Origin of the sequence: Nonomuraea fuscirosea, from assembly GCF_035917475.1 — a bacterium.
Lineage (GTDB): Bacteria > Actinomycetota > Actinomycetes > Streptosporangiales > Streptosporangiaceae > Nonomuraea > Nonomuraea fuscirosea.
Genome location: NZ_CP109074.1, coordinates 5,223,340 through 5,238,557 on the forward strand (window position 1 = coordinate 5,223,340; position 15,218 = coordinate 5,238,557).

Here is a 15,218-nt window from a genome sequence, read left to right on the forward strand (position 1 = left end):
TCATCATGGCGTCAGATGTCCCTGAATTACTGGAAAATACTGGGACTGTTGGTACGCTCGCGCCATGAGTGACCGGCTGGACGATCTCGAACGGCGGATCGACGAGCTGCGGGCCGCCGTGCGCACGGCGATGCGGGCCAGGGACGGCGCCGGCGCCCGGGCCCTGCGCGCCGAGCTGCGCAGCGCCGAGCGCGCCTGGGACGCCCTGGTCACCGGCGAACCGCCGAAGACCAAGGAGCGTCCGCCCGGCCTGGTCACCGTGCGCGAGCAGGTGCACCAGGGGCTGCGCCTGCTCGGGGCCTCCGCCCAGCCCCGGCTGGTCGTGGCCGTCAGCGAGGCGTTCTTCGGCGGCACGATCCGCAGCGGCCAGCTCACCAGCCTGCGCAGGGACGAGGAGCGCTCGTTCAGGTCCTCGCCCTTCGGCCGCCCCTATTACCTGTGCGCCGCGCTCACCGACCGCCTCACCCCCGCCCGCGGCCTGCTCGCGCTCAGCGCCTGGCCGCTGGAGCGGCGGGTGGTCGGCCCGCTGAGCCCCCGGGTGGACTTCCTGACCGCGGCCATCGCGGTGGCCGGGCAGTCGATGGAGCCGCCCGCCGACGGTGAACGGGCCGAGCGGTTATTGGTGCGGATGGCCAGGAACATCCCCGGCGCCGGCGAGTCCGTGCTGGGCCCGCCGGACCCCGTACGGGTGATCGAGGCGGCCCGCGCGGAGCTGCGCGTGCACGCGGATCGCGACACGCGGGACCGCGCCGAGCTGGCGGAACGCGCCGCCGCGCAGCTGGATGACGTCACTCGCCTGTTCGGCGCCGCTACGCTGAGCACGATCAAGAAGGAGAAGGCCAAGTGAGCGGCTTGAAGCGCGAAGGCGACCCCGTGCACCGGCTGGAGGCCCTGCGGGGCACCACGCCGCAGCAGCCGCATGACGCCCGCGCGATCGCGGCCCTGGCGGCGAACCCCGGCTGCACCCGCCGGGCCCTGATGGACGGGGCCGGCATCGACAAGGACGCCGCGGCCCGGCATCTCGGCTTCCCCGCGCCGTTCGGGCAGTCGCCGTTCGCGATCACGCGCGGCAACGTGTTCGAGGCGCTGGTGAAGGCCGACGGGTGCGCGGAGCTGCTGCGCATGCTGCGCGAGCTGCTGGATCTGCCCGTCGCCGAGGTGGCCTACCACGACGTGGAGAACGTCGGCGCCCACCTGCGCCACGCCCACACCAGGTCGCTGATCGACCGGGCGGCCGCCGAGGGCCACGACGCGGGCACGCTCTACGACCATCCCCTGCTCAGCCTGGAGATCGCCGGACACACCGCCTACCTGGAGCCGGACGTGGTGGCCTTCCAGCTCGGCGGGCGCTTCCACATCGTGGAGATCAAGTCGTTCGCGGTGATCGACGGGCAGGCCGACCCGGCGGCGGTGGCCGCGGCCGCGCGGCAGGCGGCGGTGTACGTGCTGGCGCTGCGCACTCTGCTGGAGGAGCTGGGCCACGACCCGCTGAAGGTCTCCCACGACGTGGTGCTGGTCTGCCCGGAGAACTTCGCCAACCGGCCGGCCGCGACCCTGGTCGACGTCCGCAAGCAGCTCGCCGTGCTGCGCCGCCAGCTCACCCGGATGACCACCCTCGACCGGCTGCTCGAAGCGCTGCCCGACGGCCTCAGCTTCGACCTGCTGCCCGGCGAGGACGGCCGGCCCACCAGGCCGGTGGCCGAGCTGGCCGACGCGCTGCGCAGGACCACCGCCCGCTACGCGCCCGACTGCCTGTCCGCCTGCGACCTGTGCTTCTTCTGCCGCGACGAGGCCCGCCAGGAGGGCGCCTCCGACCTGCTCGGCCGGCAGGTGCGCGACGAGCTCGGCGGTGTCGCCTCGGTGGCCGAGGCGCTGGGCCTGGCCGACGGCACCCGCGACCCCGCCGAGGGCCAGGAGGAGATCGCCCGGCTGCTCCGCAACGCCGAACGCCTGCGCCGGGAGTGCCTGACTTGAGCCTGCTGACCTCGCTCGCCCGGCTGCGCGCCCTCGACGAGGGCATCGCCCAGCCCGTCGCGACCGTCCGGCACTGCCACCTGTCGGAGCGGCCGATGGTGTTCATCCCGCTCAAGCTGTCGGGAGAGGCCGCCGCGCCGCTGGCGGCCATGCTCGGCACCGACCGCGATTCGCCGCGGCTGCTCGTGGTGACCCAGCCGCGCAACCGTGACCTGCGCTTCGCCTGGGCGGCCGAGCTGGCCGGCGTGCTGCTGCCGTACGTGGAGAGCTTTCTCAACGACACCGAGACGGTGGAGCGCAGGAACGCCGACCCCTACGAGCGGGCGCTCGACGCGCCGCAGCTGATCGTCCCCAACCTGGCCGGTGTCGCCTTCACCCGGCTGCTCGGGCGCTCGACCCGCTTCCGCCGCCCCGACGGGCCCTATCCGGTGCCGGACGTGGTGCCGCTGCTCGGGCGGTGGCTGACGTACTTCGGGGAGCGGGCCGCCTATCCGGGCTCGTCGCTGATGACGGCCGCCACCGAGGAGCTGGGCCGTCACTGGGCCAGCGGGCAGAGCGGGCTGGAGGACGCCAACCTGGCCGCGCTGACCGCCTGGATCACGACCGGGCCGAGCGACGAGGCCGAGGACCCGCTCGTCTGGCCGCCCGCCGGGCCCGCGACCGACCCCGGCTTCGACGCCGAGGTGCTCGCCCCCGCCATCGAGAGCGAGAAGCCCGAGCGCATCACCGAGGCGCTGCGCACCCAGCTGGAGCCCACCTGGCGGCTGATGTGGCAGGCGATCGACCTGCTCACCGCCCTGCCGGAGGGGCCGAGCGTGGCACAGCGGTGGGAGCACGACCGCGGCTCGTTCAGCGCCATGGCCGTGCACATCGCCGAGGGGGCGCCGCCGCAGCCCCGCCGCGACGGCGCGATCACCGCCGCCGCGAAGCTGGCCCGGATGGAGCGCGCCCAGGCCGCCTACGACGTGCAGCGCGCCTATGACGATCCCATGGTCATGGCCGAATACCGGCTGACCGGCGAGGCGTTCGCCGGCGAGGTGGCCGAGACGGTGCCCGACAACACCGAGGGCGAGGGCCGCTCGCGCAAGCTGCGCCCGCTCGTGGTGATCAAGACTGACGATCCGGTACGCCTGCCGCCCGGCACCTCGCTCGGCACCCCGCAGCGCCGCGGCCAGGGCGCCGAGCTGGTGGACGCGGGCCAGGGCCTGGTCACCATCAAGATCACCAAGGGGATGGGCCGGGGGAAGACGCCCGCGCCCGGCGCGGTCCCCGAGGTCGGCGAGCGGGTCTGCTACACCTCGCTGACCGACGACTTCCAGGGCTCGCCCGCCCTGCCCGACGCCGAGGCCACGCCGTGGACCCACGGAGGCCCGCCGCAGGAGTACGTGCCCGACGACGAGGACGCCCAGGAGGAGTGGTCGTGACCGCCGAGCCGACGATCGGCCCCGAGCAGGTCATCAGGAACGTGCTCGCCGACCTGCCCCGGCACCGCGGCGTGGTGGTCGACTCCCCGCCCGGGGCGGGCAAGTCCACCCTCGTGGTGCGCGCCGCCGCCCACATCGCGGCCACCGGCGAGCCGCTGATGATCGTGGCCCAGACCAACGAGCAGGTCGACGACCTGGTGTCCAGGATCAGCGACAAGCATCCGCACCTGACCGTGGGCCGGCTGTCGGCCGGCGGCTACGTCCCGCCGCTGCGCCTGCTGGAGCTGCCCGGCGTCCGCGTCGGCACCCGGATCCAGGACCTGGGCGACCCTGACATCGTCATCGCCACGGCGGACAAGTGGGCCTGGATCGGCGACCGGGTGTGGCCGTGGGCGATCGTGGACGAGGCGTACCAGATGCGCTCGGACAAGCTGTTGCGCATCGCGGGGCTGTTCGAGCGGGCGCTGTTCGTCGGCGACCCGGGGCAGCTCGACCCGTTCTCGATCGTGGACGGCGACCGGTGGTCGGGGCTGTCGTGGGACCCGCTGCAGAGCGCCGTCTCGGTGCTGCTGCGGCACAATCCCGATCTGCCCGTGCACCGGCTGCCGGTCTCGTGGCGGCTGCCGGCGTCGGCGGCGCCCGTGGTGTCGCGGGCGTTCTACCCGTTCACCGGGTTCAGGTCCGGGACCGAGCACGGGGACCGGTGGCTGGAGCTGTCGACCGGCGGCATGGGCACCGTGCACGACCGGGCGCTGGAGGAGGCGGCCAGGTCGGGCTGGGCGCTGCTGGAGTTGCCGAACCGGCACACCGTGCGCACCGACGGCGAGGCCGTGCGGGCGGTGGCGCTGCTGGCCGAGCGGCTGCTGCAGCGGGGCGCGGTGTCGGGCTCGGAGCAGGGCGAGCGGCCGGTGACGGCGGACCGGATCGCCGTCGGCGCCGCCCACCGCGACCAGGTGGCCGCGATCCGCGCCGCGGGCCTGCCGGCCGAGATCACCGTGGACACCGCGAACCGGCTGCAGGGCCGCGAGTACGACGTCACGATCGTGCTGCACCCGCTGTCGGGGCGCAGGGACGCCACCGCCTTCCACCTGGAGTCCGGGCGGCTGTGCGTGCTGGCCTCACGGCACCGGCACGCGTGCGTGGTGGTGGCCAGGGCGGGCATCGCCGAACTGCTGGACGCGCATCCGTCGGCGGAGCCGGTGCAGCTCGGGGTGCCGGTGAAGTTCCCCGACGGGTGGGAGGCCAACCAGTCGGTGCTGGACCACCTGTCCCGGCACCGGGTCTGATCTCCCGGGCCCGGCATCGGGGCCAGGTCACAGGCGGCGGCGCCAGACGTCGATGGCCATGATCCGGCGCATGCCCGCCGACTCGTACAGGCCCAGCGCCGGGGTGGTGTTGTTGGAGTCGACGTGCAGGATCGTGCCCTTGCGCCCGGCGGCGGCGTCGGCGGCGAAGGCGTGCCGCAGCAGGAACCTGCCGAGGCCCCTGCCCCTGAACTCGGGCAGCACGGCCAGCGTGGCCACGTAGCCGCAGCCCTCGTCGCTCAGGAACGCGTCGTTGCCGATCACCACCCCGGCCGGGCGGCCGTCGATCCGGGCGAGCGCCAGCTGGCTCCAGTCGGTGACGCTCATGGCCTCCCTGCGCTCGTGCCACCGCTCGTAGGGCGTCGTCACGAAGCCGAAGTGCTCGGCGAAGCCCTCCTGGTAGACGCGGTGCCCTTCGCGGCGCACCTCCTCGTCCAGCCCCGAGTGCAGCGTCAGCCCGGGCGGCGCGGCGGGCGGCTCCAGCGGCCCGTCATGGTCGATCCGCATGCGGTGGTAGCTGGTGCCCGGCTCGAAGCCCCGCTCCCGCATCCGCGCCCGCTTGGCCTCGTCGGCGCGGTAGACGCCGACGTGCAGGGTGACGGCGTCGAGACCGCCGTCCGTCCGGTGCTCGGCCGCGCGGGCCAGCACGGCCTCCCACAGCCGCTCCTCCAGCCCGCTCACGCCGGGACGGACGATCACCTCGACGTCGATGAGGTCGCTCTCGCCGTTGCGGACCACCCAGGCCCAGCCGTCGAGCCGGCCGCCGGGGTCGCGGGCCAGCCACGCGTCCCGGTCGAGGTCGAAGCCGGGCTCGACGAGATCGTCCGCGATGTCCTCGAGCGTCGAGTCCGATGCCCCGATCACCGCGGTGTCGCTGGCGGCGACGAGCTCGTGGATGGCCCCGGCGTCGTCGGGCCGCGGCCGGCTGATGGTGTGCATGGGAGGGATTGTCCCCGCCCCCGCCGCCGCGCGCCTCCCGTTTTCCGCCGGCCTTTCCCCCTGTACGGAGCGAGGTCAGCCCGCCTGCCCGACGGGCCGTCCGACCGCCGTCAGCCCGCCGCGGGGGCGACCGTCTTGTCCTCCGAGGCGTCCACCGGGACGGCGCCGCGCAGCGGGATCTCCTTGATGAACGCCGCCAGCACCGGCACGACGACCGCGAACGCGATGGCCCACCAGAACACCCCGGAGATCGAGGCGGCCAGCGACTCCAGCAGCCCCGTGCGCGTCTGGGCCGGCATCTGCGCGACGGCCGCCGGGTCCATCCGGGCGCCCGCCGTCGCCATGCGCTCCGCCGCCTCGGGGCCGAACCGCCCGGTCAGCTCCGACAGCAGGTGGTTGTTGAAGATCGCCCCGAACAGCGAGACGCCGAACGAGCCGCCGATCGACCGGAAGAACGTGGAGGCGCTGCTGGCGACGCCCAGGTCCCGCTGCTCGACGCTGTTCTGCGCGATGAGCATCGTGGTCTGCATGAGGAAGCCCATGCCGATCCCGAGCACCGCGATGAACACGCCGGTCGTCCAGGACGGCGTGGTGACGCCCATGGTGGACAGCAGCCCCATGCCGGCGGCCATCCCCACGCCGCCGATCACCGGGTAGATCTTGTACTTCCCCGTGCTGGTGATGGCCCTGCCCACGAAGAGCGACACGACCATGGCCGCCCCCATCATGGGCAGCAGCAGCAGGCCGGAGTTGGTGGCCGTGGCGCCCTGCACCATCTGCTGGAACAGCGGCAGGAAGTTGATCGCGCCGAACATGGCGAAGCCGAGCAGGAAGCCGATGGCCGAGATGAGGGTGAAGTTGCGGTTGCGGAACAGCTGCAGCGGCATGATCGGCTCGGCGACCTTGCGCTCGACCATGATGAAGAGCACCAGCGTGAGGACCGCGAGCGCGGCCAGGCCGAGGATCTGCCAGGAGCCCCAGGCGTACTCGTTGCCGCCCCAGGTGGTGATGAGCACCATCGCGGTGATGCTCACCGAGAGCAGGACCGCGCCCGCCCAGTCGATGCGCACGTCGCCGCGCTCCACCCGCGGCAGGCGCAGCGTCAGCACCAGCAGGACGAGCGCGACCGCGCCGACCGGGAGGTTCACGTAGAAGGCCCAGCGCCAGTCGAGGTGGTCGGTGATGAAGCCGCCGACCAGGGGCCCGGCGAACATCGCCAGCGACATGACGCCGGCCATGATGCCCTGGTACTGGCCGCGCTCGCGGGGCGGGACGAGGTCGCCGATGATGGCCATGACGTTGACCATCAGGCCGCCGGCGCCCAGGCCCTGCACGGCGCGGAAGGCGATGAGCTCGGCCATGCCGCCGTCGGGGCCGCCGAGCAGGTCGGAGCCGGCCATGCCGCACAGGGCGGAGCCGGCCATGAAGATGACGACCGAGATGATGAAGATGTTCTTGCGCCCGTACAGGTCGCCGATCTTGCCCCAGATGGGGGTCGAGACGGTGGTGCCCAGCACGTACGCGGTCACGACCCAGGACAGGTGGGTCAGCCCGCCGAGCTCGCCCACGATGCGCGGCATGGCCGTGCCCACGATCATGTTGTCCAGCATGGCCAGGACCATCGCCAGCATTAAGCCGGGCAGGACGACCATGACCTCGCGGCGTCGTCCGACTGTTTCCGCCACCACACACACCCCCGTGTCCCTGTACTTACTTGCCGACCGGCAAGCGTAGAATGTAGATACTTACTTGCCGGCCGTCAAGTCGAAAAGGTGCGAAGTGCGGGAAGACACGCGAACCCGGATCCAGGAGATCGCACTGAGGCTCTTCACCGAGCAGGGATACGAGGCGACCTCGCTGCGGGAGATCGCCGAGGAGCTCGGGGTGACGAAGGCCGCGCTCTACTACCACTTCAAGACCAAGGACGACATCGTGACGAGCCTGGTCGACAAGCGCCTGGAGGAGCTGGAGGAGCTGCTCGAGTGGGTCAGGAGCCGGCCGCGGACGCCGGAGATGCGCCGTGAGCTGGTCACGCGCTACGCGGAGAGCGTCAGGAGCGAGCGGCACCTCGGGATCTCCAGGTTCATGGAGCGCAACCAGACCGCGCTGCGCGACCATCCCACGCTGATCAGGATCCGCGAGCGGATGATCGAGCTGACCTCGCAGATCAGCGAGCCGGACGCCACCCCCGCCGAGCGGGTCAGCCACTCGCTGGCGCTGTTCGCCATGCACGCGGGCAAGTGGCTGCTGAAGGAGGGCGAGCTGTCCGAGGACGAGATCCACAAAGCCTGCCTGGAGGTGGCCTTCCGCCTGCTGGAGCCCGCCGGCTCCGGGGCCCCCGATCGCTGAGGACGATTGCCGCAGGGGTTTGAGGGCAGGAGCACCGCACGCATCCGGACGTAAGGAGGTGCGGTGGAGGCTACGATGGCGCTCCGACTGCCCAGGGATGCGGCGAGCGTCCCGCTGATCAGGCAGATGCTGGACGGCACGCTGCGGTCGCTCGGCGTCGAGCCACAGATCCGCGACGACATCGAACTCATGCTCACCGAGGCGTGCTCCAACGTGATCAAGCACGCGGCGCCGAGCGACGACTACACGGTCAGCGCGTCGGTGCACGACCACCTGTGCGTGATCAGGGTGGTCGACACCGGCGACGGATTCGACGCCGAGAAGGTGTCCGCGCCCGAGCCCGGCTCCGAGCACGGACGCGGGCTGCAGATCATGCGCGCGCTCGCCGACGACATCCGATTCACCAACAGAAGAGAACACGGAGCGGTGGTCTGCCTGGAGAAACGCCTGCGGTACGCGCCGGGGGCGGCCGGGCAGCATCTGATGACCACCTAGTCGCCTCCTAGGCATCAGGCGACCACTTCAGGCCCTTGGCGGGCGGCATCCGGGCTCAGGCCGCACGAGCGTCCGGCGCCCGGACTGCGTAAGCCCCGCCGGCCCGCGCCCCCATGGCCATGCCGGCCCCGGGACGCCGCACGGCCCCGTGGTGGTGCGGAGACCCGCACCACCCTCATGACCGGGAGCTCCGGGCTCCGCTCAGCTCCATCCGCAGCCCTGTGGGTGCCGTCTCCTCGCCGGGCCTCGTTCCGGGCTCCCGCTCCGCCTCCCCGGCGGTCGTCTCGGGCTCCGGCTCCGCCTCCCCCGTGGCCGGGTCGCGCCGGGTCAGCCGGTTCCACCACCCCTTCCAGCGGGTCAGCGAGGCCGCCATCACCAGCAGGACGACCATCGAGACGCCCGCGATGAGCAGCACCGCGAGGACGATGAGGAGGAGGACGACCGCCAGGGTCCCGAGCGCGCCGAGCAGTGTCATCATTCGGCGTGAAATGCCCACTCACCAGTAGTTCATGCCAGCGAAGAGGGATAGATCGGGCTTACTCCGCCGCGCCGTCGCGCTGGTCGAGCCGGCCGGGCAGCACGTCGAGCCGGCGCAGGATGACTCCCTCGCGCAGCGCCCACGGGCACACCTCCAGCCGGTCCACCTCGAACAGGTCCATGGCCGCGTCCGCGACCAGCGCCCCTGCGGCCAGTTGCGCCGCCCGCCCCTCCGACACGCCCGACAGCCGGGCCCGCTCGGCTGAGGCCATCGTGGTGAGCCTGCCGGCCCAGTCGGCCATGTCCTGGCGGGACAGCGAGCGGGAGACGTACGGGCCGTCGCTGGAGGGCGCCGCGCCGGCGATCCTGGCCAGCTGCTTGAAGGTCTTGGAGGTGGCGACCGCGCGGTCGGGCACCCCGTACCTCGCGATGTCGCCGACGTTGCGGGCGATCTCGGCGCGTACGTGCCTGCGCAGCTTGCGCACCTCGTCCGCGGGCGGCGGGTCGCCGGTGAACCAGTCGCGGGTGAGCCGTCCCGCGCCCAGCGGCAGCGACACCGCCGCGTCGGGCTCCTCGTCCACGCCGGCGGCGATCTCCAGCGAGCCGCCGCCGATGTCGAAGGCGAGCAGCCGCCCCGACGACCAGCCGAACCAGCGCCGCACGGCCAGGAACGTCAGCCGGGCCTCGTCGCGCCCGGACAGCACCTCGATGTGCACGCCGCAGCGCTCGTCGATCCGGGCGAGGACCTGCTCGCCGTTGGCCGCCTCGCGCACGGCGGAGGTGGCGAAGGCCAGCAGCTCCTCCACGCCCTTGTCCTCGGCGAGGTGCACGGCCTCCTCGACGAAGCGGCCGAGCCGTTCGACGCCCCGCTCGCCCAGCCGGTGCTCCTCGTCGAGGTGCTCGGTCAGGCGCAGGTCCACCTTGTGGGAGTAGGCGGGCATGGGCCGGGCGCCCCGGTGGGCGTCGACCACCAGTAAGTGGACGGTGTTCGAGCCGATGTCCAGCACGCCGAGTCGCATGCGAAAACGCTACCGTTTTGCGGCTTTTATCGTGAAACGCAGTCGGAAGTGATCGAACGTGACGGGCATCGGGTTCTCCAGGGTGACCGACGGCCTGACCTCGCGCTCGCGCAGGAACGCGCCCAGCAGCGCGGCCGAGGTGGACACCACCAGGTCCTCCCCCGGGCAGCGGGCGAACCCGCCGCTGAAGGGCACCCCCGCCCAGGTGTCCCGGCCACCGTCGAGCCACAGCTCGGGCCGGTAGGAGCCGCCGGGCTCCTCCCTGTTGACGTACGGGCTGTAGATCACCACCGTCGTGCCCGCCGGGAGGTCCCAGGGGTTGGGGCCGGTGACCTCGCGCAGGATGGCGAGCGTGGTGGGCCAGAGCCGCACGGACTCCAGCACGGCCGCCCGCAGCAGATCGGGCCCCGGCACCCCCGCCTCCCCCTCCGCGCCGCGATCCCGGGAGCCCTGATCCCGGCGACTCGTGGGCGTGGTCAGCAGGGCCAGGGCGCGGTAGGCGGCCATGGCGCCGGCATCGTAGGCGAACAGCCAGTGCGGCACCTGCCCCTCGGCGTGCACGTCCGCCGCCGCCTCCGTACGGGCCAGCTCCCCGGCCAGGCTGGCGGGCTCGGCCCTGGCGAGGTGGGCGGCCAGCCGCCGCTGGAACGCGTTGCGCACGTCGGTGCGCTGCCCGCGCAGCCAGGCCCAGTTGGCGTCGCGGCGCAGCCGGTCGAGCTGCCTGGTGAGGGTCACGTCGCGGCGGGCCCCGTCGCCGAGCACCACCCGCCGCGCCAGCCGCCAGTGGGCGGCGTGGAAGAGCGGCCAGGTCAGCGTCCCCTGCCGGGGCAGCGTGGCGGCCTCCTCCGCGGCGATCCCGGCGACGGGGACCCCGCCGGTGCGCAGGACCTGTTCGTTCAGTGCGCGGCGGCGGTCGCGCAGGTCGCGTTCGGTGGTGATCAGCACGCCGTCGGGCTGGAAGTGCGCGAGCGCGCCCCGTTTGCCCACGCTGGCCGGGCTGAACGCCCGGTCTTCCAGCACCGCGCGCACGTCGCGCGAGGACAGCGGCAGCATCGCCCACCCGCGCCCCGGCACGGGCACCAGCAGCGCGCCGTCGCCGTGCGCGGCGCGCAGCCGGCGCAACAGCCTGATCGCGCGGTCCTCGGCGCGGCTCAGGGCGGCCAGGCGCACCATGGAGGGCCGCCGCACCACGACCCCCTGCGCCAGGGCCGGCAGAACCAGCGTGGCGGCCACGGCCAGCGACTCGGCCGCCGTCACCCGCGCCGGCCGTGTGATCGTGGGCATGGTACAGGGACTACCCTTCCTTGGTGTCGTGACACGTTTGGGGGTTGGGTGAGCGCTTGTTGTGGCCCGAGCAGGGAGGACTCCGGCGGGCCGTACGAGGAGACCGTGACGATCACCGCGCGGCGGGCCGCGCCGCGCGGGATGGTGCGCGTTCCCGGCGGGACGTACCTCGTGGGCGGGGACGATCCTGACGGGCGGCCCGAGGACGGCGAAGGGCCGGTGCGGCAGGTCAGGCTCGACCCCTTCATGATCGATCCGGCGTGCGTGACGAACGCGCAGTTCGCCACGTTCGTGAAGGACACCGGTTACGTCACCGAGGCCGAGCGGATCGGCTGGTCGTTCGTGTTCCGCCAGTTCGCCAGCGCGGGCGTGATCGACGCGACCGTGCCGGGCGCGCCCTGGTGGGCGGGCGTGGAGGGGGCCACCTGGCGGACCCCGGAGGGCCCCGGCTCCTCCAACGGCGACCGCCAGAACCATCCGGTCGTCCACGTCTCCTGGAACGACGCCACCGCGTACGCCACCTGGGCGGGCAAGCGGCTGCCGACCGAGGCCGAGTGGGAGGCGGCGGCCAGGGGCGGGCTCGAACGCAGGCGTTACCCGTGGGGCGACGAGCTGGCGCCGAAGGGCCGCCGCCGCTGCAACATCTGGGAGGGCCCCTTCCCGTCCGCGCCGAGCAAGGGGACGATGCCGGTCAAGTCGTTCCAGCCGAACGGCTACGGGCTCTACAACGTCTCGGGCAACGTCTGGGAGTGGACCGCCGACTGGTGGGGCACGGAGTGGGAGCCGTACGCCGACAATCCCACGGGGCCCGGGCAGGGGCCGGGGAAGGTGATCCGCGGCGGCTCGTACATGTGCCACGACTCCTACTGCAACCGCTACCGGGTGGCCGCGCGCACCTCGAACACGCCGGACTCCTCGACCGGGCACACGGGGTTCCGCTGTGCGGCCATACTCTGATCGCATGTCACGAACCCTGCGACTGCTGATCACCGGCGGCGGCACCGGTGGTCACACCTATCCGGCCCTGACGACCCTGTCGGCCGTCCAGCGACGTCAGGTGCCGCACGACGTGCTCTGGGTGGGCACGGCCAGCGGCCTGGAGGCGCGGATCACCGCCGAGCACGGCATCCCGTTCAAGGCGATCACCACGGGAAAGCTGCGCCGCCGCCCCAACCTGAAAGAGCTGGGCACCAACATCGCCGACGTCTTCCGCATCCCGGTGGGGGTGTTCCAGGCGGTCGGGCACGCCGCCCGCTACCTGCCCGACGTGGTGCTGTCGACGGGGGGCTACGTGGCGGTCCCCATCGGGGTGGCGGCCAAACTGATCCGCCGGCCGCTGGTGATGCACGAGCAGACCACGGTGGTGGGGCTGGCCAACCGCATCCTGGCCAGGCTGGCGACCAGGATCGCGCTGTCCCACGAGTCGTCGCTCGACTACCTGCCCGCCTCGGCCCGGCCGAAGGCCGTGGTGACCGGCAACCCGATCAGGCCCGCGCTGCTGCAGGGCAACCGGGCGGCGGCCTACGACCTGTTCGGGCTGACGTTCGAGGTGCCACTGATCTACGTGACGGGCGGCGCGCAGGGCAGCAGGCAGATCAACACGCTGATCGCGGAGATCCTGCCCCGGCTGCTGCGGCACGCGCAGATCGTGCACCAGTGCGGGCCCGCGCTGATCGACGAGATGCGGGCGGTGCCGCTGCCGCCTGACCTGGCCGACCGCTACCATCCGGTGCCCTACGTGGGCGAGGAGCTGCCCGACCTGTTCGCCGCGGCCGACGTGGTGATCTCGCGCAGCGGGGCCGGCACGGTGTCGGAGCTGACCGCGATCGGCAAGCCCTCCGTGCTGGTGCCGCTCATCCCGACCGGGGGTGACGAGCAGCGCAAGAACGCCGGCTACCTGGCCTCGGCGGGCGCGGCGCGGGCGCTGCTCGAACCGCGGCCCACGGGCGACATGCTGCTGGCCGAGCTGATGCCGCTGCTGGCCGACCCCGGGCTGCGGCAGGCGATGGGGCAGGCGGCGGCCGGGCTGGGGCGCCTGGACGCGGCCGACGCCCTGTGCGACGTGCTGCTGGACGCCGCGAACCACCCGGCCGCGGCGGGAGCTCACGGGTCGAGGTAGCGGAAGGCCTCCTGGGCGGAGCTCACGCTCCGCCGGAGTGCCTGCTCCAGCCGGTCGGCGTCCTCGGCCAGGCGTTCCAGCTCCGGTACGGCGAACCCGTCCGCCCCCGTCTCGGCGACCAGTTCCTCGTACTGGTGCAGCCGCCCGCGCAGCTCCTCGATCTGGTGCTGGGCCAGGTACGCCCGCTCGGCGTCCGCCACGTTGGCGGCGTACCGTTCCAGCGCCTCGACCCGGGCCAGCACGGCGTCCTCGCTGCTGTCCAGCGCCCGGGCGAGGGGTGCGGCCACGGCCTCGACCTCGGGCGTGAGCCCCTGCGAGACGGTCTCCCTGTGCTTGGTGCGCAGGGCCGACAGCTTGGCCAGCAGCCGGGCGATCTCCCACTCCTGCGCGGGCAGCATGACCGCGTTGCGCACGTCGTCGAGCAGCCCTTCGGCGTTGACCCGGGAGCCGGTGACGGAGGCGATGGCGCGCTGGGCGCGGCCCAGGATGCGGGCGGAGGACTCGTCGAGGTCGTCGGGGAGCACGTAGCGGCCCTCGTACCAGCGCAGCTGCTCGTAGACCTCCCGCTCGTAGTCCTCCTCGTCGTCGTCCTCCTCCGCCAGGTCGCTGCGGATGAACAGCACGATCATCAGCGGGATGCCGAGCAGTACGAGCAGCAGCAGGCCGAGGCCGCGGCCGAGGAAGCCCACTCCCATGAGCAGGCCGAAGAAGGCCACGCCGCCGAGCGAGGCGATCCTGCGGGCGCGCAGGCCGGAGGCCGATCGCCGCGGCTCGGGGACCCAGCCGTGGCGCATCTTGATCAGTACGCGCCGGCTCTCCCTGAGCAGTTGGGCGTCCTCCGGCGGCACTCCGGGGTCTACCACCACATCCGCCACGAATCCGGATCCTAAGGTAATTCAGTCGTTGAGGTGTCGAAATGCTTCGTGTGCCGAGCTGACGCTGTCGCGCAGCGCCTGCTCGAGCCGGCCGGCCTCGTCGGTCAGCCGGTCCAGCTCCGGCACGGCGAACCCGTCCGCCCCCGACTCCGCGACCAGCTCCTCGTACTGGTGCAGCTTGGAGCTGAGACGTTCGATCTGGTGCCTGGCCCGGTAGGCGCGCTCGGCGTCGGCGACGTGGCCCGCGTACCGTTCCAGGGCCTCCACGCGGGCCAGCACCGCCCGCTGGCTGCTGTCCAGCGCGTGGGCGAGCGGCTCGGCCACGGCGGCCACCTCGGGGGTGACGCCCTCGGAGACGACCTCCTGGTGCTCGGCGCGCAGCTCCGACAGCTTGGCCAGCAGCCGGGCGATCTCCCACTCCTGCGCGGGCAGCATCACGCCGTTGCGTACGTCGTCGAGCAGGCCCTCGGCGTTCACGTGGGACGCCATGACCTGGTCGATGGCGGCCTGGGCGCGGGACATGAGCGCCCTGGCGGGGTCGTCGAGCCGCTCGCGCAGCACGTAGCGGCCCTCGTGCCGGCGGGCGGCCTCGTAGACCTCGTGCTCGCGCGCCCGCCGCCGCTCCGCCTCGGCGTCCGTCCTGGGCCGCAGCAGCACGCTGACGAACAGCAGCGCCGCCCCCGTCATGATCACCGCGAAGGGGGTGTAGCGCTCGGCGACGAAGAGCACGAGCCCGTACACGGCCGCGCCGAGCGCCGTCACGACGGCCGCCAGGGTGATCACGAGCCGGAACGTGCGGCTGGACATGGGTCCCGCCACGGGCAGGTGGCGCTTGTGCGCGGGCTCCCAGCCGGCCTGGACCCGCAGCAGGATCTTGCGATTGTCGCGGAGAAGGCCCGCGACGTCGTCGGGCACCGCCGGATCGACGATCACCTTCGCAGGACGTCCGGCCACGTCAC

The 15,218-nt window shown here is 72.9% G+C and carries 15 protein-coding genes; 8 read left to right on the forward strand and 7 right to left on the reverse strand.

Annotated elements, in window-relative coordinates; genetic code table 11:
• The first annotated feature begins 64 nt into the window (after positions 1 to 64).
• From OIE67_RS23955 to OIE67_RS23970, 4 genes are read left to right on the forward strand one after another with little or no spacing between them, the layout of a single operon-like run.
• Positions 65 to 847, forward strand: coding sequence for a hypothetical protein (locus tag OIE67_RS23955; protein WP_326643952.1), 783 nt, complete (start codon positions 65 to 67; stop codon positions 845 to 847).
• Positions 844 to 1,974 carry a hypothetical protein gene (locus tag OIE67_RS23960; protein ID WP_326643953.1) on the forward strand — a complete coding sequence of 377 codons (1,131 nt, stop codon included), beginning with the start codon at positions 844 to 846 and terminating at the stop codon, positions 1,972 to 1,974. Before OIE67_RS23955 ends, OIE67_RS23960 begins: the two co-directional genes overlap by 4 nt.
• Positions 1,962 to 3,398: a hypothetical protein gene (locus OIE67_RS23965; protein WP_326643954.1), complete on the forward strand. Its 1,437-nt coding sequence runs from the start codon at positions 1,962 to 1,964 to the stop codon at positions 3,396 to 3,398. Before OIE67_RS23960 ends, OIE67_RS23965 begins: the two co-directional genes overlap by 13 nt.
• Positions 3,395 to 4,684, forward strand: coding sequence for an AAA family ATPase (locus OIE67_RS23970; RefSeq protein ID WP_245955755.1), 1,290 nt, complete (start codon positions 3,395 to 3,397; stop codon positions 4,682 to 4,684). The genes OIE67_RS23965 and OIE67_RS23970 overlap by 4 nt, the downstream gene beginning before the upstream one ends.
• Positions 4,685 to 4,711: 27 nt before the next feature.
• Here OIE67_RS23970 and OIE67_RS23975 read toward each other — a convergent pair whose 3' ends face one another.
• Together OIE67_RS23975 and OIE67_RS23980 are read right to left on the reverse strand one after the other, a co-directional pair.
• Positions 4,712 to 5,641: a GNAT family N-acetyltransferase gene (locus OIE67_RS23975; RefSeq protein ID WP_326643955.1), complete on the reverse strand. Its 930-nt coding sequence runs from the start codon at positions 5,639 to 5,641 to the stop codon at positions 4,712 to 4,714.
• Positions 5,642 to 5,751: 110 nt separating this feature from the next.
• Positions 5,752 to 7,326 (reverse strand): MDR family MFS transporter, encoded by a 1,575-nt coding sequence (locus OIE67_RS23980; protein WP_326643956.1) that lies wholly within the window; start codon positions 7,324 to 7,326, stop codon positions 5,752 to 5,754.
• Positions 7,327 to 7,420: 94 nt separating this feature from the next.
• Between OIE67_RS23980 and OIE67_RS23985 the strand changes: the two genes are divergently transcribed.
• Together OIE67_RS23985 and OIE67_RS23990 are read left to right on the forward strand one after the other, a co-directional pair.
• Positions 7,421 to 7,990, forward strand: a complete 570-nt coding sequence (locus OIE67_RS23985; RefSeq protein ID WP_326643957.1) for a TetR/AcrR family transcriptional regulator — start codon at positions 7,421 to 7,423, stop codon at positions 7,988 to 7,990.
• A gap of 75 nt (positions 7,991 to 8,065) precedes the next feature.
• The gene (locus OIE67_RS23990; RefSeq protein ID WP_326643959.1) at positions 8,066 to 8,485 is read left to right on the forward strand and encodes an ATP-binding protein; all 420 of its coding nucleotides are present in this window, start codon (positions 8,066 to 8,068) and stop codon (positions 8,483 to 8,485) included.
• Between the two features lie 175 nt (positions 8,486 to 8,660).
• On the opposite strand, the gene OIE67_RS23995 is transcribed toward OIE67_RS23990, so the two are convergent.
• From OIE67_RS23995 to OIE67_RS24005, 3 genes are read right to left on the reverse strand one after another with little or no spacing between them, the layout of a single operon-like run.
• On the reverse strand, positions 8,661 to 8,963 hold the full coding sequence (locus OIE67_RS23995) for a hypothetical protein (protein ID WP_326643960.1): 303 nt from the start codon (positions 8,961 to 8,963) through the stop codon (positions 8,661 to 8,663).
• A 58-nt stretch (positions 8,964 to 9,021) separates the two neighbouring features.
• On the reverse strand, positions 9,022 to 9,981 hold the full coding sequence (locus OIE67_RS24000; RefSeq protein WP_326643962.1) for a Ppx/GppA phosphatase family protein: 960 nt from the start codon (positions 9,979 to 9,981) through the stop codon (positions 9,022 to 9,024).
• A 9-nt stretch (positions 9,982 to 9,990) separates the two neighbouring features.
• Positions 9,991 to 11,265 carry a cytochrome P450 family protein gene (locus tag OIE67_RS24005; protein ID WP_326643964.1) on the reverse strand — a complete coding sequence of 425 codons (1,275 nt, stop codon included), beginning with the start codon at positions 11,263 to 11,265 and terminating at the stop codon, positions 9,991 to 9,993.
• A gap of 141 nt (positions 11,266 to 11,406) precedes the next feature.
• Between OIE67_RS24005 and OIE67_RS24010 the strand changes: the two genes are divergently transcribed.
• Entirely contained in the window at positions 11,407 to 12,222 is an 816-nt protein-coding gene (locus OIE67_RS24010; RefSeq protein ID WP_407674909.1) for a formylglycine-generating enzyme family protein, read from the forward strand.
• Positions 12,223 to 12,226: 4 nt separating this feature from the next.
• Complete coding sequence (locus OIE67_RS24015; RefSeq protein ID WP_326643968.1) at positions 12,227 to 13,384, forward strand: UDP-N-acetylglucosamine--N-acetylmuramyl-(pentapeptide) pyrophosphoryl-undecaprenol N-acetylglucosamine transferase; 1,158 nt, start codon at positions 12,227 to 12,229, stop codon at positions 13,382 to 13,384.
• Here the strand turns inward: OIE67_RS24015 and OIE67_RS24020 are convergent.
• Together OIE67_RS24020 and OIE67_RS24025 are read right to left on the reverse strand one after the other, a co-directional pair.
• Positions 13,369 to 14,259, reverse strand: a complete 891-nt coding sequence (locus tag OIE67_RS24020; RefSeq protein WP_326643969.1) for a hypothetical protein — start codon at positions 14,257 to 14,259, stop codon at positions 13,369 to 13,371. The two genes, OIE67_RS24015 and OIE67_RS24020, sit on opposite strands and share 16 nt — an antisense overlap.
• A gap of 21 nt (positions 14,260 to 14,280) precedes the next feature.
• Positions 14,281 to 15,213 carry a hypothetical protein gene (locus OIE67_RS24025; RefSeq protein ID WP_326643970.1) on the reverse strand — a complete coding sequence of 311 codons (933 nt, stop codon included), beginning with the start codon at positions 15,211 to 15,213 and terminating at the stop codon, positions 14,281 to 14,283.
• Positions 15,214 to 15,218 lie beyond the last annotated feature (5 nt).